We start from the raw sequence: 24957 nt of genomic DNA, 5'->3' as shown, positions 1-24957 counted from the left end.
GCCGCAACTTGCGCTGGGCCGCAAAACCGGTAAACCAGCTTGCTCGCCGATGCAACAAGGCCAATTCAACAAACGGTCCCCGGGAGACCACCCTCAATGTTCCAGCGCCTTTTTGGTCGCGAACGTCACGCCAACCGCGCTATCACCGAGGCGCTTTACGCACAAATCGTGGCAGCGGCGCGGCAAACCGTGTTTTATTCCGACTGGGATGTCCCGGACACGCCGCTTGGCCGCTTCGAGATGCTGTCGCTGCACATGTTCCTGTTCCAGCACCGGCTGCGCGGCGAGGGTGGTGTTGCCGGGGAGGTCGCGCAGGTGCTGATCGACGAGTTCTTCATGGATGTCGAGCATTCGCTGCGCGAACTCGGCATCGGCGACGTCGGCGTGCCGAAGCGCATGAAGAAACTGGCGAAGATGTTTTATGGCCGCACCGCCGCCTATGACGATGCGCTGGAACGAAACGACCATGACGCACTCGTCGCGGCGCTTGCCCGCAATGTCAGGCCCGATGCCGGCACCTGGCCGCAGGCGACGCATCTGGCCGGCTACGTCGCCGATGTCTCCAGGCGACTCGCGGAACAGCCAACCGAATCGATTGTTTCCGGCACTGTGGCATTCCCCGCGGCCAAACCTATTTAAGAAAACAAGCCTATTTAAAGGAAAATATGAAACACGCCGATTCCCAGAGCCCCGATCGCCAGAGCCCCGTGTCCTTCGTGGCCAACGTCGCCCGGCTGCCGCAAAAGGGACTGCCGGTGCTGATCGATGCCGACGCCGCGCAGCGCGCCGCGCTGGCAGGCGAGCACGAGTTGCTGTCGGTCGAGAACTATCGCGCCGAACTGCTGGTGGCGCCATGGAAGCGCAACGGCGTCAAGGTCAGCGGCCGCGTCGAGGCCGATATCACCCAGGCCTGCATCGTCACCCTGGACCCGATCGAGGCGCATATCGACGAGGCGGTCGACGCACTGTTCCTGCCGGAGCAGTCGAAGCTCGGGCGGCAGGGTTTCGAGGGCGGTGGCGAGATAATGCTCGATGCCGAAGGGCCGGACAGCCCGGAAACATTTTCCGGCAATTCAATCGATGTCGGGGCGCTCGCCGAACAGTTCTTTGGACTGGCGATCGATCCCTATCCGCGCAAGCAAGGCGTTTCGATGGAGGCTGCCGACGATGCCGGGACTGCGGAAAGCGAATTTCAGCAAAAGCTGCGTTCCCTGCTGGGGAAATCCTGAAAACCCGACCCAATCGGAGAAAGCCGGTTGTGCGGCAGCCCAAAAACGCTATTTTCGCCGAACCTTCGCGAGCCCCAAACCCGTTGCCAGCGCCAGGCGCTCGCTCAAGCAAACTGTGAGATGAACACCGCGTGATCAGGATTTCCATCGATGCCATGGGCGGCGATCACGGACCAAGCGTGGTCATCCCGGCGCTCATGACGGTCGCGACCCGGCGTCCCGACATCCGCTTCGTCATCTATGGTCGCGAGGAGGCAGTGCGCCCCGAACTCGCAAAGCTGCCCAAGCTGGCGGAAGTGAGCGAGTTCATCCACTGCGAGATAGCAGTCCGGATGGACGACAAGCCGAGCCAGGCGCTGCGCCATGGCCGCTGGAAGTCGTCGATGTGGAAAGCGGTCGAGGCGGTCAAGGCAGGCACTGCCGACGCCTGCATCTCGGCCGGCAACACCGGCGCGCTGATGGCGATGTCGAGATTCTGCCTGCGCACCATGGCGACCATCGACCGTCCGGCGATCGCGGCGCTGTGGCCGACATTGCGTGGCGAAAGCGTGGTGCTGGACGTCGGCGCCACCATCGGCGCGGATGCGCATCAACTGGTTGATTTTGCCATTCTGGGCACTGGCATGGCGCGCTCGGTTTTCGGCATCGAACGGCCGAGCGTCGGTCTGCTCAATGTCGGCGTCGAGGAGATCAAGGGCCAGGAAGAGGTCAAGGAGGCGGGCCGCATGTTGCGAGAGGCCAACATGGCCTCGATGAACTACCATGGTTTCGTCGAGGGCGACGACATCGGCAAGGGCACGGTCGACGTGGTCGTCACCGAAGGATTTGCCGGCAACATCGCGCTGAAAACGGCGGAAGGCACGGTACGGCAGATCGCCGGTTACCTGCGCGCCGCGATGGACCGCACGCTGATGGCCAGGATCGGCTATGTATTCGCCAAGGGCGCCTTCGATCGCCTGCGCGAAAAGATGGATGTCGGCCGCTCCAACGGCGGGGTTTTCCTGGGTCTGAACGGCGTCGTGGTGAAAAGCCATGGCGGCGCCGATTCGGACGGCTTCGCGGCGGCGATCGAGCTTGGCTACGACATGGTGCGCAACAATCTGCTCGATCGCATCGAAGCCGATCTTGATCTGTTCCATGCGCGCAATCCGCATGCCCAGACATCCAGGAAATCCGACGTCGTTGCCGACGCAGAGGAATAGGAAAGAGCCTTGATCAGATCAGTCGTGCGCGGCACAGGCTCCGCGCTGCCCCGCCGCATCATGAAGAATGCCGATTTCGAAGGCATGGTCGAGACGTCAGACGCATGGATTGCCCAGCGCACCGGCATCCGCCAGCGCCATATCGCGGCCGACGACGAGACGACGGCTTCGCTCGGCGAGGCGGCGGCGCGCGCAGCCCTCGACAATGCCGGCCTGACGCCGGCCGATATCGACCTGATCGTGCTGGCGACCTCGACTCCCAACAACACCTTTCCGGCGACCGCCGTCGACATCCAGAACCGGCTCGGCATGCATCACGGCTTCGCCTTCGACATGCAGGCGGTGTGCTCGGGCTTCGTCTACGCGGTGACGACGGCCGACCTCTATATCCGCGGCGGCCTCGCCAAACGCGTGCTGGTGATCGGCTCCGAAACCTTTTCGCGCATCCTCGACTGGAGCGATCGCTCGACCTGCGTGCTGTTTGGCGACGGCGCCGGCGCGATGGTGCTGGAAGCAGGCGAGGGGGCGGGCGGCATTGCCGACCACGGCGTGCTGGCGGCCAGCCTGCGCTCCGACGGGGCTCACAAGGACAAGCTGTTCGTCGACGGTGGAGCGTCGACCACCGGAACGGTGGGCCATCTCAGGATGGAAGGCCGCGAAGTGTTCAAGCACGCGGTCGGCATGATCACCGACGTCATCGAAGCGACGTTCTCAGCTGCCGGGATCACCGCTGAAGATCTCGACTGGTTCGTGCCGCATCAGGCCAACAAGCGGATTATCGACGCTTCCGCCAGGAAGCTCGGGATAGCGGAACAAAAGGTGGTGGTTACCGTCGATTTGCACGGTAACACCTCGGCTGCTTCGGTGCCGCTGGCGCTGTCGGTGGCGGTCGCCGACGGCCGCATCAAGAAGGGTGATCTGGTGCTGATCGAGGCGATGGGCGGCGGCTTCACCTGGGGCGCGGTCCTGCTTCGCTGGTAAGTGCCGAACGGACCGGTTCGGTCCTTGACCTTGCCGGATCAATTACTTAGGCTCTATCTTTGCTTATATAGAGTTATGTTTTTTGAGCTGATGGGGACGGTTCGCATGGGGGGAAAGACACTTACGCGCGCCGATCTTGCTGAAGCCGTTTATCGCAAGGTTGGCCTGTCGCGTACTGAATCGGCCGAGCTCGTCGAAGCGGTTCTGGACGAGATCTGTGAGGCGATCGTTCGCGGCGAGACGGTAAAATTGTCGTCGTTCGCAACCTTCCATGTCCGCTCCAAGAACGAGCGCATCGGGCGCAACCCCAAAACCGGCGAGGAAGTGCCGATCCTGCCGCGCCGCGTGATGACCTTCAAATCGTCGAATGTGCTTAAGAACCGCATCCTGCGCGCGCACCAGATCAGCAAGGCCAAGGGCAGCAAATAGCGCCTGCGCTTCAAAGCCCGGTTGAAAACGGTCGCCTGCTTTGACGCCGGGCTTGAATATTGTTTCATAAACCGCTGAAATAAGGCTCGATTCGGCAGGACAAGCCGGATCGGAATGACTCTTTGTTGAGCATGATCCTGGCCGAAAACCGTTTCCCACTTTTCGGGACCATGCTCCAGCGTGAGGATTTCGCCCATGGACAAGAGCCCCGACGCTTTCCGCACCATCAGCGAGGTCGCAGAAGATCTCGACCTGCCGCAGCATGTGCTGCGTTTTTGGGAAACGCGCTTCAACCAGATCAAGCCGATGAAGCGCGGCGGTGGCCGCCGCTACTACCGGCCGCAGGATGTCGAATTGATCAAGGGCATCCGCCACATGCTCTACGATCAGGGATACACGATCAAGGGTGTGCAGAAGCTGTTGCGCGAGAACGGCAATCATTTCCTGGTCGCCATCGGCAATGGCGACATGGCGGCCGTCGAGGCGATCTCGCAGCGCCGGCAGGCCGATGCGGTGCCGTTGACACCGGCGGCCCAGCCGCGCGCCGCCGATGACGAGATGCTGGTCGGCGAGCCCAAGGTGAAACCCAGCCGGCGCTTTTTCGGCCTGGGCAAGACCGAGGAAGAAGGCCCGGTACAGCCGGGCACGTCGAAACTCTCGCGCGACAATCGCGCTTTGCTGCAGGAGGCGCTGTTCGACCTTCTGGAATGCAAGCGCCTGCTCGATCAGGTGCGCTAGCATGGCCCCGAAAAATGCGCAAAAAAATGCTGCAGACACCTTGCGCCTCCGATAGGACGCGCCGCGCTGTAGTGCATGTTGGGATAGCGACTGCATAGAACTTCACGCGGGTCGCATGAATCCCTTCTGAGGCGACGCGCTCTAGGGATCGGTCGCGGCAAAAACCGGAACCGGTTTTGCGATCGTGCGTTCCTTCGCAAAAGAAGGAAGCCTGTCATGGTATCATTTTCGACCCTCTCCGACATCGATCTTGAAAAACAGGTCGCGGCTCTCTCCAGGGAACTGGCGGCGTTGAGGAAAGCCGTTTCCAGGCGCGGCAGCGCCTATTACGAGGACGGGCGTGACACCGCGTCGGACTATTACTCGGACCTCGCCGAGCGTTTCAGTGACGCTCTGCCTGCGATCAGGAGGCATGGCAGGGTGATAGAGAAGACAGCCCGCGATCATCCCGCGACAGCCGCCGCAGTCGGTCTGGTTGTGGTCGGGCTCGTCGCCAGCATGTTCCTCAGCCGCCAGCAGAAAACGTCGCGGACGAGATCGAGATCGGCACGTTGAGACAAGAAAATGGCGGCGCGGACGGCCGCCATTTTCGTTGACCAAAAGGTCGATCAGCGCGCGACCTTGAGCTTGTTCTTCGGGCTGACCTGCGCGGTCTGGCTGCATTTGCCGTAGACGGTGCCGTTGGAGTCGGTGGCGTCCGTATAAGTACCCTTGCAGTCGAGCTGCAGCACCAGGCAGTGACCCGCGCCCTTGCAAACCGCGCCGCCGCCGCTCGGATGCGTGCCGTTGGCGAAGGCCGAGCCCGGCAGTGAAATCGAGCCGAAGGCCGAGACGACGATGGCAGCGGCGAGCGACAGGCGCTTGAAGTTCGAGATGTTGGTCATTTGAGCATTTCCTTCTCTTGATCGAGGATCGCCGCCAGGGCGTCCTTCCGGTTGGGACCGCCTTTGTGGCGTCCATGCCGTGTGGTGCGGCCCGGAGAGAAAAGGTTCACGCGTCGGTTCAAGAAAATTCGCAGCCCCTGACGCGTTCTGCGTGCTCCGGCTCCCGCTGCTGAGATTCGATCCTACAGCCGCTTGACAAGGGAGCCGCTCAGAACCGTCGAACAATTCGGCGATCGGCCAGTCAAAGACCCCGATCGGGATGACCGTCCCGTGCCGGTGCCGCCGAGGCCTGTGCCGGGCTGCGCCGATCGGAATCACGATGCCGTGACGGCGTTTTTGGCGCTTGGCAAATCACCATCGAGAGGGCATTCTCTGCGCCGTCTCAGGCAACTTCTTGATTTGATCAAACTCTTTAAATCCACGGAGTTGCCAAATGCCCCAAATAGCAACAAGCGAAGCTTTTTCCGAACTGTCGGCGACCGAAGCTGCGCCCGACCACAGCGCCCTTAAGGCCATCCGAGAAACCAGGGGATACAGCATGGAAGAGCTGTCCCTGACGTGCGGACTGTCGGTCGATGAGATCGCCGACATCGAGAACGGCAGGAATGCCGATTTGTCGAAGCTCAGGCGAATAGCCTCTGCGCTCCGGCTTCCGGAAAGCGCGCTGATCGATACGGCCGCGCTGACACAATCCGTGGAAAATCCAAGACCCGTCTCATAGCAGCGACGCCAGAGGATCAAGCCAGACAGGCGAGGTGTGTTCTGGATTTGAAGTTCCTGAATGCTGACGACATCCACCAGAGCAGGAACTTCAAATCCACCATGCCGGGCATCGGCGTGATGGCCGCCGAATTCGGTTGACCCGAACCGCGTTATCACGATACATCGCGACCGGTCCGGAGTGTAGCGCAGCCCGGTAGCGCACTTGACTGGGGGTCAAGGGGTCGTCGGTTCGAATCCGGCCACTCCGACCATTAATTCCTTGAAATCCCTACGTCTTATTGAAGGCGCCCTCTGGCGCCTTTTTCCAGTTTCGGAATGAAAGGCGCTCAAATCGCCCGTTTCGGAACCCGGAGTCCCGAAAAAGGCCCGAAGCGGACGCGCGAATGTTCTGCATTCGTGCGCCTCGGCGATTCCGGATTCAGTACCAAACCCTCTCTAAAGGAACCCGCGATGCGTATCCTTTCCATTGTGCCCACCGTAGACCCTGGCGATGGACGCTTTCCGTGCGTCGCCAAATTCGATGCAGAGATAACAGCCGATATCCGAATGTACGGAATGCGACTGCTGAAATCTCCAGACGGGAGATACCTCACCTACGCTCCGTCCGCCGGAGCGAAAAGGTGCGCCACATTCTCTCCCGGCTTTGCCGAGGCTATCACGGCCGCAGCGACTGCGGCTTTTCACGGAGGCCGTGCAGCCAATGTCGGAATCTGAAACCGGTCTCTCCTACTGGACCAAGAACGTGAAAGACCCACGAGATCCCGTCGGCAAAATCAAGCTCTCCGACCTAATGAACTACGACGCGAGGGCGACCTATAAGTACAAGATGCTCTGGGAATTCCATCTTGGCTGGTCGCATGCCGATTACGAACATACGTCGCTGGCAAGCGTGCGGAGGATCCGGGACACGTTCAAAGAGCGAAGCCCATTCGGCAAGACCATGTCGATTCAGCATATCGACGAAGGCAATCGCGACCTGTGCGCGTGGGGATACATGCGCGAGCTTGAAAAAGGCAAAGGCACCAAAGCCTCTCGTTTTTCCATAAATTGGGATTTGCTGGCGCTGGCGGCATCTGGCCGCTTCCCGCCTAGTGTTCACCTACAGGGTGACGCTAGCGAAATTGAATCTAGCGTTCACCCTGTAGGTGACGCATGTGTTCACCCTGTAGGTGACGCAAGCCTCGATAGCGTTCACCCTGCAGGTGACGAAGACCTGTTTACTTCTACCCGGCTAAAGACCGGGTTAGAAGTAATCAGTAATGAAGTATCCGCGGCTGGACGCACCGGCTGCTGTCGCGCCGGGCGCCGCCGCGGGATTTGACAAATGCTGGTGCTCTTATGGCAAGTACGGCAGCAAGGTTGCCTCTAAAGCCGCGTGGGCAACCATCTAGAATCCGGATGTGGACCACATAGCGGCGCGTGCTGCCTCGTGGTGCGCCTCAGCAAGACCTGGCCAGAAGCGCATGCCCTTCGAAAAATGGTTGGCCGAAGAGAAGTACGACGAAGCCGATCGTAAGATCCCGACAGTCGTCAAGATGCCTCGCAAGAGGCCGGGCGCCACCAGGCGAAAACGCCTATAAGTTGGGTTATTCGAGTCTTGCGACTGCATGGCTCTCGACGTTGACCCAATGTGGCGACGCGCTAGCAACGACTAGCTGAAACCGCGTCTCGAGCGCCCTTTCCTGAAGACGCCATATAACCACAGCCCGCACCGTCACCATTGGCGCGGAAACGGTACAGGTACGCCGCATCAGTTGGGCCGAGTTTTATCGCCTGCGGCCCGACCTGCGGCCGGCGAACGATAATGAGCAAATGCCTAAGTCGGCTCACCGAACTCTGCCTCGTTTCTTGCCGCCGGCCGACGCTCGTCATCGACAGGCGGAAGCTGCATGACCTCCGCCTCGGTGCGACCGAACTCACGGCCGATTTGAAATGCTGCGAACAGCGCGCCAAGGCCGATCAAGAATCTAAGCATAGTGTGGTCTCCCTTCGGCGGTAGAAACCGCACGGCATGCAGTTTGTTCCACATGGGCGGAACCTCAACGTTCAACACTCGTTGCCACAGACCGTGGGCCAAGAAGGACGCAACACATGGCAGTCAAAAAGAACAGCGACACCAGCCGAGTTAAGAAGGGTGCAGAGCTAGAGGTTGAACACCTGACGGAAGTTACGGATTTGTCGCCCAACCAGGCGCGAGGCCTCCTACGCAAGCACGGCAACGATTGGGCGAAGATCAAAGACGAGGCCAAGGACTTAAAAAAAGACGACTAAGGGGGGCTTTCGATCTCCAGCCGGGGGCATTCAGGCGCACCCGCTGCAATCTCACTCAGACATTTTTTGATTATCTTTGATTTTTCTACCGCCCCGCACATTGCGGTTCGGCACTGCCCGGCCAAGCCGGTTTCTCAAGATGGGATGACCACCCATGACCATGACTACCCGCAAGGAAATGTTTGCTGCAGCCGACGCCATTCTGAAAGCCAACCCTGAGAAAAGCACGACAACGCGCATTCGATACCGTGGCGGCCGTCCGGCCTGGAACTGGCTAAGGAAGCATGACCAGAAAGGCGCCGCCTGCCTGTGGCTGATTGCTCGGCAACGGTTGCCGCAGGCCGCCAACGACAACCTGCCAACTGAAGCTGGCCTCAACATCGACCGAAGCCGAAAGGACGGAAGGCCGAGAGGCAAGAATCCGGATCCGCGCTCATTAGATGCGTACCTGGCCTTGCCTGCCGTAAAACCCCGGCTAGGCGACCCGGAACCAGAGCCGGCAAGAACAGGCAATTGGGATGCGGTCTCGCGCGGGGTCAGTATAAAATCGCGGGACTGGTTATATCCGGACGCCGTTTTCACAGGCGCAACGCGCTTCAGCTTCCATCCTCCTGAGATCGCGCCAGGCGCAAGCTTCCTTGGTGCCATAGGCGGTCTCGGCCAGCTTAAAATGGGCAAGAGCCGCGGTGATGTTCGGATGGTTGCCGGATCAGTTCCGTCTGCCCCACCCGGCGACGTTGAGACGGTCATCGAGGTGATCCTTTCGGGAGACAACGTTGCCGACGTTGGCAAGGCCTTTGGGGCAAAGGGCGGATACGCCGACCGGCGCGGGAGCGCAGAACTACTCGCTGCCGGCAGATGGGCAAAGTTGGCGGTGGCGAATGATGGTCACCGGATAAGGGCAGCTTAGCAGCCTTTTAGGGGCTGATCATGCGATAGCCGTTCCCGTCATTTCGCCATCGCTCGGTCCCTGTGGCGTCCGTGATATCGGCCCACAAGCCGGGTTGCCGGAACTCAGCTTTCACCTCTTCGCCCTTTATGCGGATGGCGGAGAGTGAAGTACCGCCGCTCAAAAGGAAGCATTGCATACGAGACTGCATCTCCATCAGAGATGCAGTTCATGCCCGATTTTTCGATGATCGTCCCAACAGTAAAACCGGTGCTGGGATCCCGTAGATTTTCAAGGGTGCTCCAACGCACCCTTACCTTTTTGCCGGTGACTGCGGCGATGCATCGGTATTCGGTACTCGAGTAGATAACGGTGCCCGCATCTTGGCGATTAAGAGTGTTGACACCGATCCAGACCAACCCGCCGACCCACAGGAACGCAAAGATCACAATCGCGCGATGATCGTGCCGTACGAGCGATGAAGTCACAGCAGGCATGTTAGCTTCGTCCAGGTTACCCATCAGTTTTAGTCATAGCCTATAGCCGAGATGTGCCTAGAGGCCTGGTGCCAAATCGTGGCCGCAAAAACCTATAGGGCAACAGCAACGATCGGGGCGCTTCGGCGTCCCTTATCTTTTGCGCTCGACGCCTCGTTATCGTCGTGCGCAACCCGTCTTCGGCTAAGTAGGCCGGGCGGGACCAATTCAAAAGCCGCCGCCTTCGGGCGAGCGGCTCCTTTGACGACCTTCAATTCAGGATTCCCATGAAATGAAAGACCGCCGCATCTCGGTGCGCGATGTCATCGACACCGTAGCGCGAGGGGCTTGGTTGCCCATGCCGCACGTACGGCAGGTTATCAGTGGCCTCAAACTTCGCCGACGCATCGGCGCAGGGCGCCCGGTGGCGCCACCCACTACGCCTCGAACTGCACCTGGAAGCGGACCTTCGAAAGTGAAGGGCTCGAAACGCGGGAACCTTTCATCCGCGAGCCGCTTTGTTTGCATGTCCCAAGCCGTGCAACCACCCATATTGCCAAAGGGTAGCCCAGATCGGGACGTCAACTGTGAAGTCGCCTTGGAAGCCGCATTTGCAGCCTTGGTGACTGCCTCGGAAGCGAAGGGGTGGACGCCGCGCGAAACGGCTGCAGCCCTACTGAAAATCGCAACGGAGCATGCCCAGCGGTTCAGGCTTGTGCCGGCTGAGCCGCCAAGGTGGCGAACGCGAAGAGGTATGTTCATCGCGTGTGCCACGCTCGTGTTTTTGCTGTGTGCAGCCATCGTTGGTGGGTTGCTTAGATGACGATCAACGTTTCGCCCCCGGATACGGCCGTTGCCGCGGTCGTAGTGATGGCGTTGCCGCCGTTAGATTGCGCAACGCTCGCCTAAGTTCATCCGGCCAGCGCCATGCCGACGGCTATGCCTATGCCCATCACCAGCCCTGCAGCGAGTTCCCGCCATATTCGACGGCAGTGGCTAAGACCACCACTCGCTACGCCCACGTGCTGGACCTCCGACCATTTTCAAGGGACTTAGACTTGCCCCAGAAATCCATCATGCCCCAGCCGCCGGCGAACACAGCGCCCGCCGGCCGCAACTGCCGCTGATGGCGATATTCGAGAGCGATCGCGCCCCAGATCAGCCCGAGCAGCAGATAGACGTGGCGCCAGTGATCGATGTCGATGAAGGTGCCCAGCGCGATATTGCCGATGAAGGCGACATAGGCGCACAGAAGGTAGGGCTGCCACGGCCTGTCGCGCAGGAGAATGCGGAAGCCGGTTGCCATCGTCCAGCAGGTCAGCGTCAGGAACGAGACGAAGCCGAGCCAGCCATAGTCCAGCAGCATTTTCAGCCAGATGTTGTGCGTGTCCTCGCCGAAAATCGTGCCGAAGACGAGCGGGCCGATGCCGAGCGGATGCTCCAGCGCCATCTGGAAACCGAAGATATAGCGGGCGAAACGGCCGAGGCGGGCGGTATCGTAGCTCTGTTCCAGCTGGGCGCGGCTGGAGAACATTTCCGAGACGCCCGGCAGCTGCAGGATGACGAGCATCGCGATGACCAGCAGCGAAATGGCGGCGATGGTCATGACGACGACACGCAGCCGGAATTTTCCGCTGGCGCTCTGCAGGAACAGGGCGCCGGTGAGCAGGATCGCCGAAACGCCGAACATGCCCCAGGCGCCGCGCGAGAACGAGAAGAAAATCCCGGCGGTGATGATCAGCAGCGGCATCGCCAGCAACGGCATGCGTGAGACGGGGCCGGTCAGCAGGAGGTGGAGCAGGTAGATGCCGGGCAGCACCAGGAACGGCCCGAACACGTTCGGATCCTGGAAGGCGCCGGTGGCGCGGTCGTATCTGGTGAAGATCTCCGCCCCCGGGAAGGCATGGAAATAGCCGGCGATCCCGAGCAGCGAGGTCAGCACCGCCGACATCACATAGGCCCGGAAGATCACCCGGTAGAGATTTGGCTGGACCGATGTCACCGAGGCGAAGAACACCGCGGTAAGCGCCAGGAACAGCGACACGGCGAGATAGAGCGGGGTGCCGGCAATATCCGACATCAGGGTCATCGCGATCATGCCGCCGATGTTCATGACCACCAGCAGCACCAGCAGCGGCGCCGCCGCGCGCGATATGCGCAGGCCGAACAGGGCCCACACCGCCATCAGCGCGACCATATAGAGGTCGTATGGCGCCGGCTCGGCGATGACGAAGCCGGACAGGAAGACGCCGAGGAAAACCGCGCCCGACGCAATCAGCGCGATCAGCTTGGCGTTGACCGCGGCCGGCGACAGTTCATGCGCGACTGCGCTCAATAGGCATTTTCCGTATTGAGCAGCCGGATCGGTGTCAGGAACAGGATCCTCAGATCGAACAGCAGCGACCAGTTCTCGATATAATAGAGGTCGTACTCCGTCCGCATGCGGATCTTCTCGTTGGTATCCATCTCGCCGCGCCAGCCATTGATCTGCGCCCAGCCGGTGACGCCGGGCTTGACCTTATGGCGTGCGAAATAGCCGTCGACCACCTCATTATAGAGAAGGTTGTGCGACTGGGCGGCAATGGCATGCGGGCGCGGGCCAACCAGCGACAGCGAACCGAAAAGCGAATTGAAGAACTGCGGCAACTCGTCGATCGAGGTCTTGCGGATGAAGCGGCCGACGCGGGTAACGCGCGGGTCGTTCCTGGTCACCGTCTGCTTGGCGGTCGGGTCGGCCTTGTCGGTATACATCGAGCGGAACTTGTAGACCTCGATGATCTCGTTGTTGAAGCCATGCCGCTTCTGGTGGAACAGCACCGGTCCCTTGCTGTCGAGCTTGATGGCGATCGCGGTCGCCAGCATGACCGGCGAGAACACGATGATGCCGATGATCGAGAAGACGATGTCGAAGGCGCGCTTGGCGACCGAATCCCAGTCGTTGATCGGCCTGTCGAAGATGTCGAGCATCGGCACCGAGCCGATGTAGGAATAGGCGCGCGGCCGGAATCGCAGCGCGTTCGAATGTGCCGAGAGCCGGATGTCGACAGGCAGCACCCACAGCTTCTTCAAAAGCTGCAGGACGCGCGATTCGGCGGTCAGCGGCAGCGATACGATCAGCATGTCGATGCGGGCGATGCGGGCGAACTCGATGAGCTCGGAAACGGTGCCGAGTTTTGGATAGCCGGCGACGATGGGCGGCGAGCGCTTGTCGCCGCGGTCGTCGAAGATCCCGCAGATGCGGATGTCGTTGTAGGGCTGCTTTTCGACGGAGCGGATCAGGACTTCCGCCGCCGTGCCGCCGCCGACGATGACGGCGCGGCGCTCCATGCGCCCGTCGCGCGCCCAGCGCCGGATCAGCTTCGACATCAGCAGTCTCAGGCCGAAGATCAGCATGAAGCCGACGACGAACCAGGTGCCGAAAACCAGGCGCGAATAGTCTTGCGACATCTTCATGGCGAATGCCGTCAGCGCCATCAAGGCGAAGGTGCCGGCCCAGACCATCAGCAGACGGCCGAAATTGGCGAGCGGCCGCATGAACGAGACGATCTGGTAGCAGTCGGTGACGTCGAGCAGCACCACGGCGAGCGACGAAGCGGCGGCGATCGCCAGCGGATATTGCCAGGCGAGATGGTTGAAGAAGCCGACATAGTAAAAATAGATGCACAGGCCCGACAGGAACAGCAGTGCGAATTCGACCATCCGCAAGACGCCGCTGACCATGATCGGCGACATGGTGTCGCGCCGGTATTGCGACGCGACCTGACGGGCGACGTCGTTCATGCCGCCGGGGCTATCGTCAGCGGCCGGGCCGTTGAAATTGCGCACCGCGTCTTTCGAAAAGCGGCGTTTGGGATCGAAGTCGCTCATGATGCATCCGCAAAGCTTCACGCAAGTGAATAGCGAAATAGAGCTAAGAAACCCTTGAAACAACAAATAGGTGTTGGAGAAGCTTTGAAGTCAGCGCCGTTTTGGGGTTAGCGCCCATTTCGGGTTAGCGCTTGAGCGCCGCGAAATAGGCCGTCTCGATCGCGGCGGCCATCACGTCGGCGCCGAATCGCGCCTTGAGGTCGGCGGTATCGGGCATCAGCCTGCCATAGGCATCGGGGTCGGCCAGCGCCGCGCTCATCTTGTCGGCGAGCTCGCGCGGATCGGGCCGGATCAGGGCAGGGGAGCCGGCGCCAAGAATTTCCGGGATGCCGCCGACGCCGGTGGCGATCATCGATTTGCCGGCGGCGAGCGTCTCCAGTACGATGTAGGGCATGGCTTCCGCGCGCGAGGGCACGACAACCAGTTCGGCCAACTCGAAGGCCTTGCGCGCCGGCATCGGCGGCAGGAAGCGCATATGGCCTTCGAGCCCGAGCCGCTTCACTTGCGCATGGTAGCGCGGCAGGTCGTCGCCGTCGCCGACCATCACCGCATTCACCGGGCGGCCAAGCCGCGCTCCGGCAAGAACCAGCGCATCGATGAAGATGTCCGGTCCCTTGAGGTCGCGCATCATGCCGATATAGAGGGCATCGGCCGCATTCGGCTCGGTTCGCACCGGCTCGAACTCGGCGGCGCTCAGTCCATTGTAGACAAGGTTGTTCGGGATCGGTGGTTCGCCGACCTTCCTGCGATAGGTCTGCCTTTCATAGTCGGAGACAAACAGAAGATAGTCGGTGAAGCGCGCCATGAACCGCTCGAGCGCGAAGAACAGCTTCCCCGTGGCGGTGGTCTCGTCATAGTGAAGAGAGCCGCCGTGCGGCGAATAAAGGCGGGCTACGCGAGACCTTGATGCCCGCAACAATGAGCCGAACAGGCGGGCATAGGCGCCACCCTTGGCGCCGTGCCCGTGGAGCACGTCCGGCCGCAATTCCTTGATGATCTCAAATGTGCGCCAGGCCGAGGCGAGGTCGCCCGGTCCGACATGCCGCTGCATCGGCGTGCGATGGATGCCGAGCGCCATTATGCCCTTCATCTGTTCGAACAGATGTTCCTCGAAGTCGCCGCCCGTCGTCGAATCGCAGACGATGCCGACGGCATGCCCGGCGGCGACCTGCGCCTCGGTCAGGTCGCGCACGTGACGAAAAATCCCTCCGACAGGTGAGCGAAAGCAGTGGACGATCCTGAGTGTGTCCGCCACGTGGTCTAGAACAGGCGTTCGCGAACATAGACCGTGTCGCCGGGCAGAAGCGGGTCGGAGGTGGCAACGCGGCCGGTCATGACCTTGCCGTTGATGTCGCGGGTGATGTCGACGCTTCCCTGGTTGGCGCGCGGGCTGAAACCGCCGGCGATGGCAATCGCCTTTTGCACGGTCAGGCCGGGAACGTAGGAGTACTGGCCCGCAGCACCGACTTCGCCCATGATGAAGATCGGCCGGTAGCGGTCGATCTCGACCGAAACGTCCGGATCACGGAGATAACCCTGGCGTAGTTTGTCGGCGATCTCGCCTTCGAGTTGCTGTGCGGTGTGGCCGCGCGCCGGCACGGCGCCGACCAGCGGGATGGACAGATAGCCGGATTGGTCGACACTGTAGACGTTGGTCAATCCTTCCTGCTCGAATACGGTGACGCGGACCCGGTCGCCGGCGCCGAGGCGATAGGGCTGATCGAGCATTTTATGAAAGGCCGCCGGCGCCGGCCGGTAGCTGGAGCAACCGGCAAGCAATGACACGGCGAGCAGCGCACGGAACAGGGGAGCAGTGCTTTTCATGACCGGACATGTACCTTCGACTGGCCGCCGCTACACCGCGGCAAACGCTGGAGATCGAGGCCCGTTATCATCCGGTTAGGGTTAATGGCCGGTAAAGGCGGGCGGCCGAAGCGACGGCAACCGACAACAGGCGGCCGGTTCCGGTGCTTTTAGCTGCCGCGTGCGCGTAAAACCTGACAGGTTGCTTACCGTAATATTAACGGCTGAGTTACCATATTTGTTTACGGTGTATACTGACTAAAATACCGGAGCAGGATGCATGTCCGTTCAATCCGCGGCCGCAGATGTCGACGTCGATCTCAGGCAGCTCTTTGCCAGCCTTGCGAGGAATTGGCTGCGCATTCTTGTCGTCGCGCTGGTTGTAACCAGCCTGGCGTTCGCGCTCACCTGGCTCGCCACGCCGCATTACCGGGCCGAAACCCGGCTTTTGATCGAAACGCGCGAATCGGTCTACACGCGCCCCGACGGCACCAATGACAACGACAAGCCTATACTCGACGAGGAAGGCGTGACTAGCCAGGTCGAGGTCATTTCCTCGACCGACATCCTCAAGCAGGTGGCGCAGAAGCTTGATTTGTCGCGGCTGCCCGAGTTCGACGAGACGGCGGATATGCCGGCGTTGAGCCGTCTGCTTGTCGTCGCCGGCCTGAAGAGCGACCCCAACGAGATTCCGCCGGAAGAACGCGTGCTGACGAAGATGCGTGAGAAGCTCAACGTCTATCGCGTTGAAAAATCTCGCGTTATCGTCATCGAATTCTCCTCGGAAGATCCCCGGCTCGCCGCCGCAATCCCGAACGCCATCGCCGACGCCTACATCTCCGTCCAGGGCAATGCCAATATCGAATCGAATTCCGCCGCAACCGACTGGCTTGCGCCGGAGATCGCCGACCTGTCGAAGCGGGTGAAGGATGCCGAGGCCAAGGTGGCAAGCTACCGCGCCCAGTCCGATCTTTTGATGGGCGGCAACAATTCGGTGCTCGCCACGCAACAGCTTTCCGAACTGTCCAGCGAATTGTCGCGGGTGCGGGCCAATCGCGCCTCGGCGGCAGCGACTGCCGACAGCGTGCGCAGGGCGCTGCAGAATGGCGGCTCGCTGGATGCGGTACCGGAGGTGCTGTCGTCTGGACTGATCCAGCGGCTGCGCGAGCGGCAGGTCGAGCTCAAGACCAACATCGCCGACCTTTCCACCTCCTTGCTCGACAATCATCCGCGAATCCGGGCGCTGAGGTCGCAGCTTGCCGATCTCGACCGCCAGATCCGCAACGAGGCGGAAAAAATCATGACAGGGCTGATGACGCAGGCGCAGACCGCCCAGGCCCGCGAAAACCAGCTTGTCGCCGACGTCAACACGCTAAAGGCCGCATCGGCGCGCGCCGGCGACCAGCAGGTCGAACTGGACGCGCTGCAGCGCGAAGCGACCGCCCAGCGCCAGCTGCTCGAATCCTATCTGACCCGTTATCGTGAGGCGTCCTCGCGCAAGGACAGCAACTATCCGCCGGTCGACGCCCGTGTCTTTTCCCGCGCGGTGGCGCCGTCCCAACCCTATTATCCAAAAATCCTGCCGATCATCGGTGCGGCGTTCGTCGGCTCGCTGCTGGTCATGGCGATCGTGACGCTTCTGCAAGAGCTGTTTTCGGGTCGCGCCATGCGGCCGGCCGCCGGCGCCCGCTTCGAGCGGATCGAACAGGTCGCGATGCCGGTTGCCCGCGAACCGCCCAATCACGAACCGTCCGATCACGAACCGCCCGATCACGAGCCACCCAATCAGGAATCGGCCGATATCGAAGACCTTGGGGATCGGATGGCGGAAGTCCAGGCAGAGCCGCAAGCGGCTGCCGCGGCGCCAGCAACTGGCCCGGCAACTGGTGACGACGTCGGGCCGGCGCGCCGCAGCCTTGGCGAGGTCGAAATCGACAAGGCGGTGGAGAAACTGATCACAAGCGGTGCGGCACGCGCCATATTCGTGTCGCCGGAAGGCGACGAGGCGGCCGCCTCGGCGGTGCTGGTGGCGCGTGAGGTTTCCGACACCGGCCTGCGCGTGCTCCTGCTCGATCTCACCGCTTCGGGCGCCGCTTCGCGGCCGACGCTGGACAGCAGGCTTTTCCCGGGCATCACCGATCTGCTCGCCTCCGAAGCGCAGTTCAGCGACGTGATCCATGCCGATCTCTATTCGGACTGCCACGTCATTCCCGTCGGCAACGCCGATCCGGTTCGCGCCATGCGCGCCGCCGACCGACTGCCGATCATCATGCAGTCGCTGACCACCGCCTACGATCTGGTCGTGGTCGAATGCGGACCCACCGACGCGCAAGGCATCAGCCGCCTTGTCGGCGAGGGCACAGAAGTCTTCCTGTCGCTGCTGGAGCCGAACGACGAGGTGGCGCAGGCCGCGGTCGAACTGATCGAGAGCGGCTATCCCGACCTGACGCTGGTGACGCCGGTCGGCCATCAGACGCCAGGGACGCCGCTACCCGGACGGCGCTCCGCCGCCTGAGACAGTTCGATAATTCTCTTGAACGTTATCGACCAGAGTTTGCAGTAATCTCGCCCGATGCCGCATCAGCCCGTCGCTCCGACCAAACGTCGTTTCGCCCGCTCGATGCGCCGCGAGTCAACGGAGGCGGAAGACCGCCTGTGGCACGAGCTGCGCGGACGCAGGCTCGACCGCATCAAATTCCGGCGTCAGGTTCCTATCGGCAGATTCATCGCCGATTTCGTTTGCGCCGAGGCCAGGCTGATCGTCGAGATCGACGGCAGCCAGCATGCGGATTCAAACTATGATCGGGAGCGAGACGCCGAATTGAAGGCGAGGGGCTTTCGTGCGCTGCGCTTCTGGAACGACGACGTGCCGCGCGATTTGAACGCCGTCTGCGATACCATCATCGCTTATGTCGGCGACCAGAGTTTGCAGCCGTGGCGGTAATAGGGGAGCTAAATCACTTACTTCCCGGAATCTCGGCAGCGTTCAGCTGTCGTCCTCTGCTGGTGCTGCCTGCCCGGCCGCCTTGCGGCGCAGCATCTTGGTCAGCTTCCAGATCGTCGGGCTGTTCTTGACGAAGGCTTTCAGGCGCGCGCCCTGCCGCAGGACAAACACCAGCGCGCGGCCTTTTGCCGTCAGCGGAACCAGGACCTCGAAATGCCGGGTTTCGATATCGCACCACAGCCGCTTGTAGGGTTCGTCGCCGACCGAGAAATCATAGACATCGAACCCCTTCTCGCAGGCTTCCTCGATATTGTCGAAGAACAGGAAGTCGCCGGGGCTGGCATGGGCAAGGTCGTCGTCGGCGATCGCTCCGAATTCGCAGATCAGGCGTTTTCCCGAGCGGCTCGATCCGGTGACAGCGCGAAGCTTGCCGGCGACTTCGAGACCATGCAGCACGAAGGACGGCGTGTCGTCGCAGAGCGCTTCGACGAACAAGGCGCGGAAGAAAGCACGAACCTGTGGCTCGCCGAAGACGTTGGCGATGCCCATCTTGCGGAAGCGGAACTCCTTCATCTCGAAAAACGCATCGAGCAGCCTGTTCACCTCGTCCGCCGTCCGGGCCTCGATGCGGCGGTGGCTGCCGACGGCCCCAAACTTGCGCGCCTGCGAGCGGTGCCTCTTGCGCCTGCGCTTGCCGCTGGCGCGGGAGAGCAGGGCATCAAAACCTCCCGCCAGGTCGACGGCCAGCGACAGGTTGGGGCTGGGAAAATGCGGGAGGGACAGAAGCGGATTGGCAACGCGGTCGAGATCGGGCAGCAGCCGTTCCAGCGAGACAAGGTCGATGTCCGGCCGCGCCCTGGCGATCGCCGCCAGCATCGAGCGGATCGCCGCGCCATCCGCCCTGGTCAGCCAGAACGGGTCGGCGGCGGCGAAATTGCCGTTGGCATGACGGCCGCCCATGAAACGGGCGACGCGTAACGGACCGCGGCTGGTGACTTCCAGCGCCAACCAAAAAACCGGCCGGCCGTCAGCACTCAGCGTCGCCAAGACGGTGTCCGCTTCGGCATGTCTGGCCCAGTTCAGGATCCAGGCCGGGCTCTGCGCCGGCGCGAACAACGCCGAACCGCAGAACTCGGCATAGGCCGCAAGTGCCGCACCGTCGGCGACCGACACCGACAGGCCGCCATGATCCGCAGGTACCGCGCGCGGCGCCGCCTGCATGGCCTCGAGCCGATTGCCGTCAAATGACGCGGTGGCGTCAACCATACCTCAATCCTTTAGGGCGTATTCACCGCGATTGGGGGCGCGCATAGGCGCATTCCGTGCTTGGATGAGCCTAGGCGCAAAAGGTGAATGAATGATCGACGGGGGCGAGGCAATCCGGAAACTGGCGCTCAACGTCGTGCGTTATACCGGTCTTGCCCCGATGGCCAAGCCGTTCGTCGGCGGCATCGGCGCCATCCTGATGCTGCACCGGGTCACCGCCACGCCGGAAAAGCCTGATAGCGTCAACCGGCATCTCAACATCGCGCCTGAGTTCCTCGACGCTGTCATCGCCGACATGAAGGCGCACGGCTATGCATTCGTCACCCTGGACGAGGCGATCGAGCGCATCAAGGCCGGCGGCAAGGGTGGCCAGTTCGCGGCGATCACCGCCGACGACGCCTATCGCGACAACATGACCGAGGCGCTGCCGGTGCTGGAAAAGCACGGCGCGCCGATCACCATCTATGTCGCGCCGGGGCTGATAAACGGCGCCGCCGATCTATGGTGGGAGGTGGTCGAGGACATCGTCAGCGCGCGCAACCGGCTGGTTTTGACGACAGCGAACGGTCCGGTGACGATCGACTGCTCGACCCCGGGCAAGAAAATCCAGGCCTTTGCGCGCCTGCACGATTATCTGACGCTGGAGGTCCGCGAGGAGGACCAGCGCGCGGTGCTGCGCGAATTGGCGCGGACGAACGGTATCGAGTTGGGCGCGCGCCAGAACCTGTTGATGAACTGGGACGAGATCCGCGCCATGGCAGGGCATCCGCTGGTGACGATCGGCGCGCACACCGTCAATCATCGCAATCTGAAGCGGCTTTCCGAAGCCGATGCTCGGCACGAGGTCGACGACGTCAGGGGCATATTGCAGGCCGAGCTTGGCAAGGCGCCGCGCCATTTCGCCTATCCCTATGGCTATGCCAGCGCCGTTGGTGACCGCGAAGTCGGCTTTGCCCGCGACGCCGGCTATGTCTCGGCGGTGACGACACGCCACGGCGTGCTGCGCGCCGAACATGCCGGTTTCCTGCACGCGCTGCCGCGTATTTCGGTCAACGGTCGCTATCAGAGCGTTGCCCATATCCGCACGATGCTGTCGGGCGTGACGACGCCGCTGGCCAACGCCGGAAAGATGCTCGTCACCATCTAGCGGTGAGACACTCCGGTGGAGGGCAAACCCTTTGCGGACCATCCCTGATGGGAGGTCAAGGGAACGTCGTGACCCAAGGCGGTCATTCCCGAACCGTCCGCCCAAGGTCTGAATCGACTATCAGGGCGGACGTTCAACGCCCTATTGTCGAAGGTCTCTTTCGCAAGAAGAGACTGTGCCAGCGCGAGGTCGCGACCGGTAGGCTGACAGATGGGCTAGTCTGGCGGAGCAGCGGCAGCGTAAAGGATAGTCGTTTGAGGCTGAGTGAGCTTTACCCTCGCTACGCGCGCCAATCGGGAGTATAGTTGCGTATCGCTGGCTGGGACCTCACGGGGCCGGCGACTGAGAGCGCAAGACTCCCGCATCAGACTGGGCGCGCTCCAACCTGCAGCTGTTCGGCGCGCCCACGAGACTATCTGCCTCTGCCGGAACCTCTTTTTGCTCGGTTCCGACCGGAATTGTCGTTTGCAGTTCGGGAGAGGGAGCGATCCCATGCAGATCATTCAAAATCGCCGCACGTTCCTGGCCGGCTTGACGGCGGCCGGCGGAGCGCAACTCTTCAACATTCGTCCATCCAAAGCTGCGGGGGAGCCACCGCCGGAAACGACTTCCGTCCGTCTGGGGCGGTGGATCGATGGCTCCTATTGCTGGGCGTCGCTCTATCTCGCGGGCGAGTTGATGCGCGCCGACGGATTGACCGATATCCGCTACGTGCAAGGCGACACCAACGTCGACAACACCGAGTGGCTTACCGCCGGCGTCACGGATTTCGATTTCAACATGCCGTCGATGCACATCCGGAGCATCGAATCAGGGGCAAGTATCAAAATCCTGACCGGCGTGCACACAGGCTGCTGGGAACTGCGGGGCAATGACAGCGTCAACGGCATTGCCGACCTGAAGGGCAAACGGGTCGGGATTTGGGCGTTCAACGACCACCCGCATGTCTTTCTCAGCTTGATGGTCAACTATGTTGGGCTTGATCCCCTTCACGAGATCGAATGGGTGTTGGGCATCTCTCCGATGCAGGATTTCATCGAAGGCAAGGTCGACGCCTTCCTCGCCGGCATCACCGAGTTGCCCGGCCTGCGCGCGAAGAAGATCGGCCACACGATCATCAGCAACGCCGTCGACCGGCCCTGGTCACAATATTACTGCTGCATGGTCGCCGGCAGGACTGATTACGTGGACAAGTACCCTGCTGCGACCAAGCGCATATTGCGCGCCATCCTGAAGTCCATCGATTTCTGCGCGTCGGATCCGTCATCGGCTGCGCGCGAACTCGTCGATCGAGGCTTTCTGCCCAGCTATGACCTCGCTCTGATAACGCTGAAAGAGGCCCAGCACGACAGGTGGCGAGGTTACGATTCCCAGGATTCGGTCCGCTTCTATGCGCTGCGAATGCAGGAGACGGGCATGATCAAGTCGAGCCCGCAACAGATTATCGCCCAGGGAACGGACTGGCGCTTCCTCGACGAGTTGAAGCACGAGCTGAAACTGTGAGCGTGTGGCCGGCACGCTGTGCCGTATCCACGGAAGGGAGCGTCCAAATGCAGGTCATCCAGAACCGCCGCCACTTCTTAGCCGGTATGAGTGCAATCGGCGCCGTTGGACTTGCCGGCGGTCGCAATTCATCCGCCGAGAATGCCCTGCTCGATACGACCACCGTCCGCTTCACCCATACCCCCGCCACCTGCAACGCACCTCTCTACCTCGCCGAGGAACTGTTGCGCGCCGACGGCTTTACCGGCCTCACCTATGTGGACGTGGATGCGGGCGTCAATACGCCGATGAAAATGACAAACGGCGAAGCGGATTTCGGGTTTGAGTTCGCCAGTGCGTTCGTCATCGCAATCGATGCCGGCACAGCAACTCGCTCCAACAAACTGAAGGGGCGGCCGAGTGGATGCGCGTTCAGTGATTCAGTCCGACATCAGATTTGACCCGCGGATGACTCGACTGCCCGTTGGCCGAAGCTAACGATGGAGATATCCATGCAGAAGGTCCAAAGCAGACGCCGCTTCTTGGCCAATATGGCGGCGGCAGGAGTCGCCGGAGTTGTCGGCACCCGAAATTCACGTGCCGAAGAGGGCGGTCTCGAAACGACCACGGTCCGGCTCGCAAAACTCCCTGCCATCTGCATGGCGCCACAGTACGCCGCCAAGGAGTTGCTGCACGCAGAGGGCTTTACCGAAGTTCGCTATGTTGCAGTTGAGCTAGGTGACGCAACGACGAAGAGTATTGCAGCAGGCGAGGTGGATTTTAGCCTGAACTACGCGGGAAATCTCATCGTGCCGATGGATCTTGGAATACCGATCACGGTGGTTTCCGGCGTGCACACGGGATGCTTCGAGCTCTTCGGGAGCGAAGGGATCCACCGCATCACGGACCTGAAGGGCAGGACCGTAGGCGTGCCAAGTATAGGATCAGGGCCCCACCTGTTCTTGGCAAGTATGGCCACTTATGTCGGGCTTGACCCTGTGAGGGACATCAACTGGGTTGCCAGTCCATCCATCAAGCCAAAGGAGCTCTTTGTTGAGGGCAAAATCGATGCATTCCTTGGCCTTCCACCCGATCCGCAGGAGCTGCGCGCCCGCAGCATCGGCCATGTGGTCGTAAATAGTGCTGTCGATCCTCCCTGGTCGCAGTACTTCTGCTGCATGCTGGCGGGCAATGCCGAGTTCGTTCGGAACAACCCTGTCGCCACCAAGCGCGTCTCGCGCGCCATTCTCAAGGCGGCAGACCTTTGCGTCGCAGAGCCGCAGCGCGTCGCGCAACAGATCGTCGATAACGGGTTCACCGCCAACTATGACTATGCCCTGCAGACGATGAATGAAGTGCCTTATGGCAAGTGGCGCGAATACGAGCCCGAGGACACCGTACGGTTTTACGCCTTGCGCCTGCATGAGGCCGGCATGATCAAGACGAGCCCCCACCAGATTATCGCCAACGGAACGGACTGGCGCTTCCTCAACGAGTTGAAACGCGAGCTGAAAATGTAAGCGTGGGGCCGGCACGCAGTGCCGTATCCGCGGAAGGGAGCGTCCAAATGCAGGTCATCCAGAACCGCCGCCGCTTCTTAGCCGGTATGAGTGCAATCGGTGCCGTTGGACTTGCCGGCGGTCGCAATTCATCCGCCGAGAATGCCCTGCTCGATACGACCACCGTCCGCTTCACCCATACCCCCGCCACCTGCAACGCACCTCTCTACCTCGCCGAGGAACTGTTGCGCGCCGACGGCTTTACCGGCCTCACCTATGTGGACGTGGATGCGGGCGTCAATACGCCGATGAAAATGGCAAACGGCGAAGCGGATTTCGGGTTTGAATTCGCCAGTGCGTTCGTCATCGCAATCGATGCCGGCACTCCGGTCAAGGTGCTGGGCGGACTGCATGCCGGCTGCTACGAACTTTTCGCGCATGAAGGCATCACCAGCGTCCTCGGCCTGAAAGGCAAGCGCATCGGTGTGGGCCAAAATCTGAAATCGGATCCCTATCTGTTCGTGAGCGCGATGGCGACCCATGTGGGCCTCGACCCTCGCCGGGATATCGATTGGGTCATCAGTGCCGAAGCTCAGCCGATGCAGCTTTTCATCGACGGCAAGGTCGATGCCTTCCTGGGCTTCGGAACCGAATGTCAGGAGCTGCGCGCCCGCAAGATCGGCCATTCGATCGTCAGCGGAGTCCTCGACCCTCCGTGGTCGCAGTATTTCTGCTGCATGCTGGCCAGCAGCACGAAATATGTCGAGGACTATCCAGTCGCGACCAAGCGCGTGCTGCGCGCCATCTTCAGGGCTGCCGATCTGTGCACGTCCCACCCCGAGCGTGCAGCGCGTCTCATGGTCGATAGGGGATACGCCGCGCACTATGAATATGCCCTCCAGGCGCTCCGGGAAATCCGCTACAGTGCCTGGCGGGAATTCGATCCAGAGGATTCGATCCGGTTCTTTTCGCTGCGGCTGCACGAAAATCGCATGATCGAATCGAGCCCCCGGAAGATCATCGCCAACGGAACGGACTGGCGCTTCGTCGACGAGTTGAAGCGCGAGTTGAAGACGTGAGCGGGTGGCCGGCACGTATTCTGTTGCTGGCGGCTCTGTTTTCCTGGC

At 61.5% G+C, this 24957-nt stretch carries 26 protein-coding genes and 1 tRNA gene; 18 read left to right on the top strand and 9 right to left on the bottom strand.

Going from position 1 to position 24957, the window contains the following annotated elements:
• Positions 1–96 precede the first annotated feature (96 nt).
• The 7 genes from BLT09_RS06860 to BLT09_RS06830 all read left to right on the top strand — a co-directional run bounded on the left by BLT09_RS06860 (position 97) and on the right by BLT09_RS06830 (position 5134).
• Positions 97–639, top strand: a complete 543-nt coding sequence (locus BLT09_RS06860; RefSeq protein ID WP_027154625.1) for a ubiquinol-cytochrome C chaperone family protein — start codon at positions 97–99, stop codon at positions 637–639.
• Positions 640–665: 26 nt separating this feature from the next.
• Positions 666–1229 carry a YceD family protein gene (locus BLT09_RS06855; protein ID WP_091591556.1) on the top strand — a complete coding sequence of 188 codons (564 nt, stop codon included), beginning with the start codon at positions 666–668 and terminating at the stop codon, positions 1227–1229.
• 131 nt (positions 1230–1360) lie between these two features.
• Positions 1361–2431, top strand: a complete 1071-nt coding sequence (gene plsX / locus BLT09_RS06850) for a phosphate acyltransferase PlsX (RefSeq protein WP_023798389.1) — start codon at positions 1361–1363, stop codon at positions 2429–2431.
• Between the two features lie 9 nt (positions 2432–2440).
• Entirely contained in the window at positions 2441–3412 is a 972-nt protein-coding gene (locus tag BLT09_RS06845; protein WP_091591554.1) for a beta-ketoacyl-ACP synthase III, read from the top strand.
• 105 nt (positions 3413–3517) lie between these two features.
• Entirely contained in the window at positions 3518–3841 is a 324-nt protein-coding gene (locus tag BLT09_RS06840) for an integration host factor subunit alpha (protein ID WP_023798387.1), read from the top strand.
• 195 nt (positions 3842–4036) lie between these two features.
• A complete protein-coding gene (locus BLT09_RS06835; protein WP_091591552.1) occupies positions 4037–4579 on the top strand; it encodes a MerR family transcriptional regulator in 543 nt (180 codons plus the stop codon).
• A 216-nt stretch (positions 4580–4795) separates the two neighbouring features.
• Positions 4796–5134, top strand: coding sequence for a hypothetical protein (locus tag BLT09_RS06830; protein WP_091591551.1), 339 nt, complete (start codon positions 4796–4798; stop codon positions 5132–5134).
• Positions 5135–5187: 53 nt separating this feature from the next.
• On the opposite strand, the gene BLT09_RS06825 is transcribed toward BLT09_RS06830, so the two are convergent.
• A complete protein-coding gene (locus BLT09_RS06825; protein WP_091591549.1) occupies positions 5188–5463 on the bottom strand; it encodes a hypothetical protein in 276 nt (91 codons plus the stop codon).
• A gap of 351 nt (positions 5464–5814) precedes the next feature.
• On the bottom strand, positions 5815–6342 hold the full coding sequence (locus BLT09_RS35790) for a hypothetical protein (RefSeq protein ID WP_425284456.1): 528 nt from the start codon (positions 6340–6342) through the stop codon (positions 5815–5817).
• A gap of 18 nt (positions 6343–6360) precedes the next feature.
• On the opposite strand from BLT09_RS35790, the gene BLT09_RS06815 reads away from it, so the two are divergent.
• Together BLT09_RS06815 and BLT09_RS06810 are read left to right on the top strand one after the other, a co-directional pair.
• Positions 6361–6437, top strand: a tRNA-Pro gene (locus BLT09_RS06815).
• 449 nt (positions 6438–6886) lie between these two features.
• Positions 6887–7507, top strand: coding sequence for a hypothetical protein (locus tag BLT09_RS06810; RefSeq protein WP_091591547.1), 621 nt, complete (start codon positions 6887–6889; stop codon positions 7505–7507).
• A 495-nt stretch (positions 7508–8002) separates the two neighbouring features.
• Here BLT09_RS06810 and BLT09_RS34210 read toward each other — a convergent pair whose 3' ends face one another.
• The gene (locus BLT09_RS34210) at positions 8003–8161 is read right to left on the bottom strand and encodes a hypothetical protein (RefSeq protein WP_167366352.1); all 159 of its coding nucleotides are present in this window, start codon (positions 8159–8161) and stop codon (positions 8003–8005) included.
• Between the two features lie 116 nt (positions 8162–8277).
• Between BLT09_RS34210 and BLT09_RS06805 the strand changes: the two genes are divergently transcribed.
• On the top strand, positions 8278–8457 hold the full coding sequence (locus tag BLT09_RS06805) for a hypothetical protein (RefSeq protein WP_091591545.1): 180 nt from the start codon (positions 8278–8280) through the stop codon (positions 8455–8457).
• Positions 8458–8611: 154 nt separating this feature from the next.
• The gene (locus tag BLT09_RS06800) at positions 8612–9367 is read left to right on the top strand and encodes a hypothetical protein (protein WP_091591541.1); all 756 of its coding nucleotides are present in this window, start codon (positions 8612–8614) and stop codon (positions 9365–9367) included.
• Positions 9368–9471: 104 nt separating this feature from the next.
• Here the strand turns inward: BLT09_RS06800 and BLT09_RS33535 are convergent, their stop codons facing one another.
• The 5 genes from BLT09_RS33535 to BLT09_RS06770 form a co-directional block, all read right to left on the bottom strand.
• On the bottom strand, positions 9472–9867 hold the full coding sequence (locus BLT09_RS33535; RefSeq protein ID WP_139172541.1) for a hypothetical protein: 396 nt from the start codon (positions 9865–9867) through the stop codon (positions 9472–9474).
• Positions 9868–10834: 967 nt separating this feature from the next.
• The gene (locus BLT09_RS06785) at positions 10835–12157 is read right to left on the bottom strand and encodes an O-antigen ligase family protein (protein WP_236473743.1); all 1323 of its coding nucleotides are present in this window, start codon (positions 12155–12157) and stop codon (positions 10835–10837) included.
• Positions 12154–13689 carry an undecaprenyl-phosphate glucose phosphotransferase gene (locus BLT09_RS06780; RefSeq protein ID WP_091591536.1) on the bottom strand — a complete coding sequence of 512 codons (1536 nt, stop codon included), beginning with the start codon at positions 13687–13689 and terminating at the stop codon, positions 12154–12156. Before BLT09_RS06780 ends, BLT09_RS06785 begins: the two co-directional genes overlap by 4 nt.
• Positions 13690–13813: 124 nt before the next feature.
• Positions 13814–14944: a glycosyltransferase family 4 protein gene (locus tag BLT09_RS06775; RefSeq protein WP_091591535.1), complete on the bottom strand. Its 1131-nt coding sequence runs from the start codon at positions 14942–14944 to the stop codon at positions 13814–13816.
• A gap of 5 nt (positions 14945–14949) precedes the next feature.
• Positions 14950–15513 (bottom strand): polysaccharide biosynthesis/export family protein, encoded by a 564-nt coding sequence (locus BLT09_RS06770; protein WP_091591533.1) that lies wholly within the window; start codon positions 15511–15513, stop codon positions 14950–14952.
• A gap of 259 nt (positions 15514–15772) precedes the next feature.
• Between BLT09_RS06770 and BLT09_RS06765 the strand changes: the two genes are divergently transcribed.
• Positions 15773–18007 carry a GumC family protein gene (locus tag BLT09_RS06765; protein WP_091591531.1) on the top strand — a complete coding sequence of 745 codons (2235 nt, stop codon included), beginning with the start codon at positions 15773–15775 and terminating at the stop codon, positions 18005–18007.
• Positions 18008–18064: 57 nt separating this feature from the next.
• On the top strand, positions 18065–18436 hold the full coding sequence (locus BLT09_RS06760) for an endonuclease domain-containing protein (RefSeq protein ID WP_091591529.1): 372 nt from the start codon (positions 18065–18067) through the stop codon (positions 18434–18436).
• A 42-nt stretch (positions 18437–18478) separates the two neighbouring features.
• On the opposite strand, the gene BLT09_RS06755 is transcribed toward BLT09_RS06760, so the two are convergent.
• Positions 18479–19702, bottom strand: coding sequence for a GNAT family N-acetyltransferase (locus BLT09_RS06755; protein ID WP_091591527.1), 1224 nt, complete (start codon positions 19700–19702; stop codon positions 18479–18481).
• 91 nt (positions 19703–19793) lie between these two features.
• Here BLT09_RS06755 and BLT09_RS06750 point away from each other — a divergent pair, with 91 nt between their 5' ends.
• The 5 genes from BLT09_RS06750 (at position 19794) to BLT09_RS06730 (ending at position 24909) form a co-directional block, all read left to right on the top strand.
• A complete protein-coding gene (locus tag BLT09_RS06750) occupies positions 19794–20849 on the top strand; it encodes a polysaccharide deacetylase family protein (protein WP_091591526.1) in 1056 nt (351 codons plus the stop codon).
• Positions 20850–21287: 438 nt separating this feature from the next.
• Entirely contained in the window at positions 21288–22352 is a 1065-nt protein-coding gene (locus BLT09_RS06745) for an ABC transporter substrate-binding protein (RefSeq protein WP_139172537.1), read from the top strand.
• A 47-nt stretch (positions 22353–22399) separates the two neighbouring features.
• On the top strand, positions 22400–22792 hold the full coding sequence (locus BLT09_RS06740) for a substrate-binding domain-containing protein (protein ID WP_091591522.1): 393 nt from the start codon (positions 22400–22402) through the stop codon (positions 22790–22792).
• Positions 22793–22843: 51 nt separating this feature from the next.
• The gene (locus BLT09_RS06735; RefSeq protein WP_091591850.1) at positions 22844–23851 is read left to right on the top strand and encodes an ABC transporter substrate-binding protein; all 1008 of its coding nucleotides are present in this window, start codon (positions 22844–22846) and stop codon (positions 23849–23851) included.
• Positions 23852–23898: 47 nt separating this feature from the next.
• On the top strand, positions 23899–24909 hold the full coding sequence (locus BLT09_RS06730) for an ABC transporter substrate-binding protein (RefSeq protein ID WP_091591520.1): 1011 nt from the start codon (positions 23899–23901) through the stop codon (positions 24907–24909).
• Positions 24910–24957: the final 48 nt, after the last annotated feature.

Source organism: Mesorhizobium muleiense (assembly GCF_900099905.1).
GTDB classification, from domain to species: Bacteria; Pseudomonadota; Alphaproteobacteria; order Rhizobiales; family Rhizobiaceae; genus Mesorhizobium; species Mesorhizobium muleiense.
The sequence above is the reverse complement of the archived record's forward strand: the minus strand, read 5'-3'. Positions and strand labels throughout refer to the sequence as shown.

Bases quoted from the DNA above. Each gene is read 5' to 3' on its own strand.
- BLT09_RS06760 (WP_091591529.1), top strand. From the start codon at position 18,065: ATGCCGCATCAGCCCGTCGCTCCGACCAAACGTCGTTTCGCCCGCTCG.
- BLT09_RS06780 (WP_091591536.1), bottom strand. From the start codon at position 13,689: ATGAGCGACTTCGATCCCAAACGCCGCTTTTCGAAAGACGCGGTGCGC.
- BLT09_RS06770 (WP_091591533.1), bottom strand. From the start codon at position 15,513: ATGAAAAGCACTGCTCCCCTGTTCCGTGCGCTGCTCGCCGTGTCATTG.
- BLT09_RS06740 (WP_091591522.1), top strand. From the start codon at position 22,400: ATGCAGGTCATCCAGAACCGCCGCCACTTCTTAGCCGGTATGAGTGCA.
- BLT09_RS06730 (WP_091591520.1), top strand. From the start codon at position 23,899: ATGCAGGTCATCCAGAACCGCCGCCGCTTCTTAGCCGGTATGAGTGCA.
- BLT09_RS34210 (WP_167366352.1), bottom strand. From the start codon at position 8,161: ATGCTTAGATTCTTGATCGGCCTTGGCGCGCTGTTCGCAGCATTTCAA.
- BLT09_RS06840 (WP_023798387.1), top strand. From the start codon at position 3,518: ATGGGGGGAAAGACACTTACGCGCGCCGATCTTGCTGAAGCCGTTTAT.
- BLT09_RS06800 (WP_091591541.1), top strand. From the start codon at position 8,612: ATGACCATGACTACCCGCAAGGAAATGTTTGCTGCAGCCGACGCCATT.
- BLT09_RS06835 (WP_091591552.1), top strand. From the start codon at position 4,037: ATGGACAAGAGCCCCGACGCTTTCCGCACCATCAGCGAGGTCGCAGAA.
- BLT09_RS06855 (WP_091591556.1), top strand. From the start codon at position 666: ATGAAACACGCCGATTCCCAGAGCCCCGATCGCCAGAGCCCCGTGTCC.
- BLT09_RS06830 (WP_091591551.1), top strand. From the start codon at position 4,796: ATGGTATCATTTTCGACCCTCTCCGACATCGATCTTGAAAAACAGGTC.
- BLT09_RS06750 (WP_091591526.1), top strand. From the start codon at position 19,794: ATGATCGACGGGGGCGAGGCAATCCGGAAACTGGCGCTCAACGTCGTG.
- BLT09_RS06755 (WP_091591527.1), bottom strand. From the start codon at position 19,702: ATGGTTGACGCCACCGCGTCATTTGACGGCAATCGGCTCGAGGCCATG.
- BLT09_RS06805 (WP_091591545.1), top strand. From the start codon at position 8,278: ATGGCAGTCAAAAAGAACAGCGACACCAGCCGAGTTAAGAAGGGTGCA.
- BLT09_RS33535 (WP_139172541.1), bottom strand. From the start codon at position 9,867: ATGGGTAACCTGGACGAAGCTAACATGCCTGCTGTGACTTCATCGCTC.
- BLT09_RS06825 (WP_091591549.1), bottom strand. From the start codon at position 5,463: ATGACCAACATCTCGAACTTCAAGCGCCTGTCGCTCGCCGCTGCCATC.
- BLT09_RS06860 (WP_027154625.1), top strand. From the start codon at position 97: ATGTTCCAGCGCCTTTTTGGTCGCGAACGTCACGCCAACCGCGCTATC.
- BLT09_RS06765 (WP_091591531.1), top strand. From the start codon at position 15,773: ATGTCCGTTCAATCCGCGGCCGCAGATGTCGACGTCGATCTCAGGCAG.
- BLT09_RS06810 (WP_091591547.1), top strand. From the start codon at position 6,887: ATGTCGGAATCTGAAACCGGTCTCTCCTACTGGACCAAGAACGTGAAA.
- BLT09_RS06735 (WP_091591850.1), top strand. From the start codon at position 22,844: ATGCAGAAGGTCCAAAGCAGACGCCGCTTCTTGGCCAATATGGCGGCG.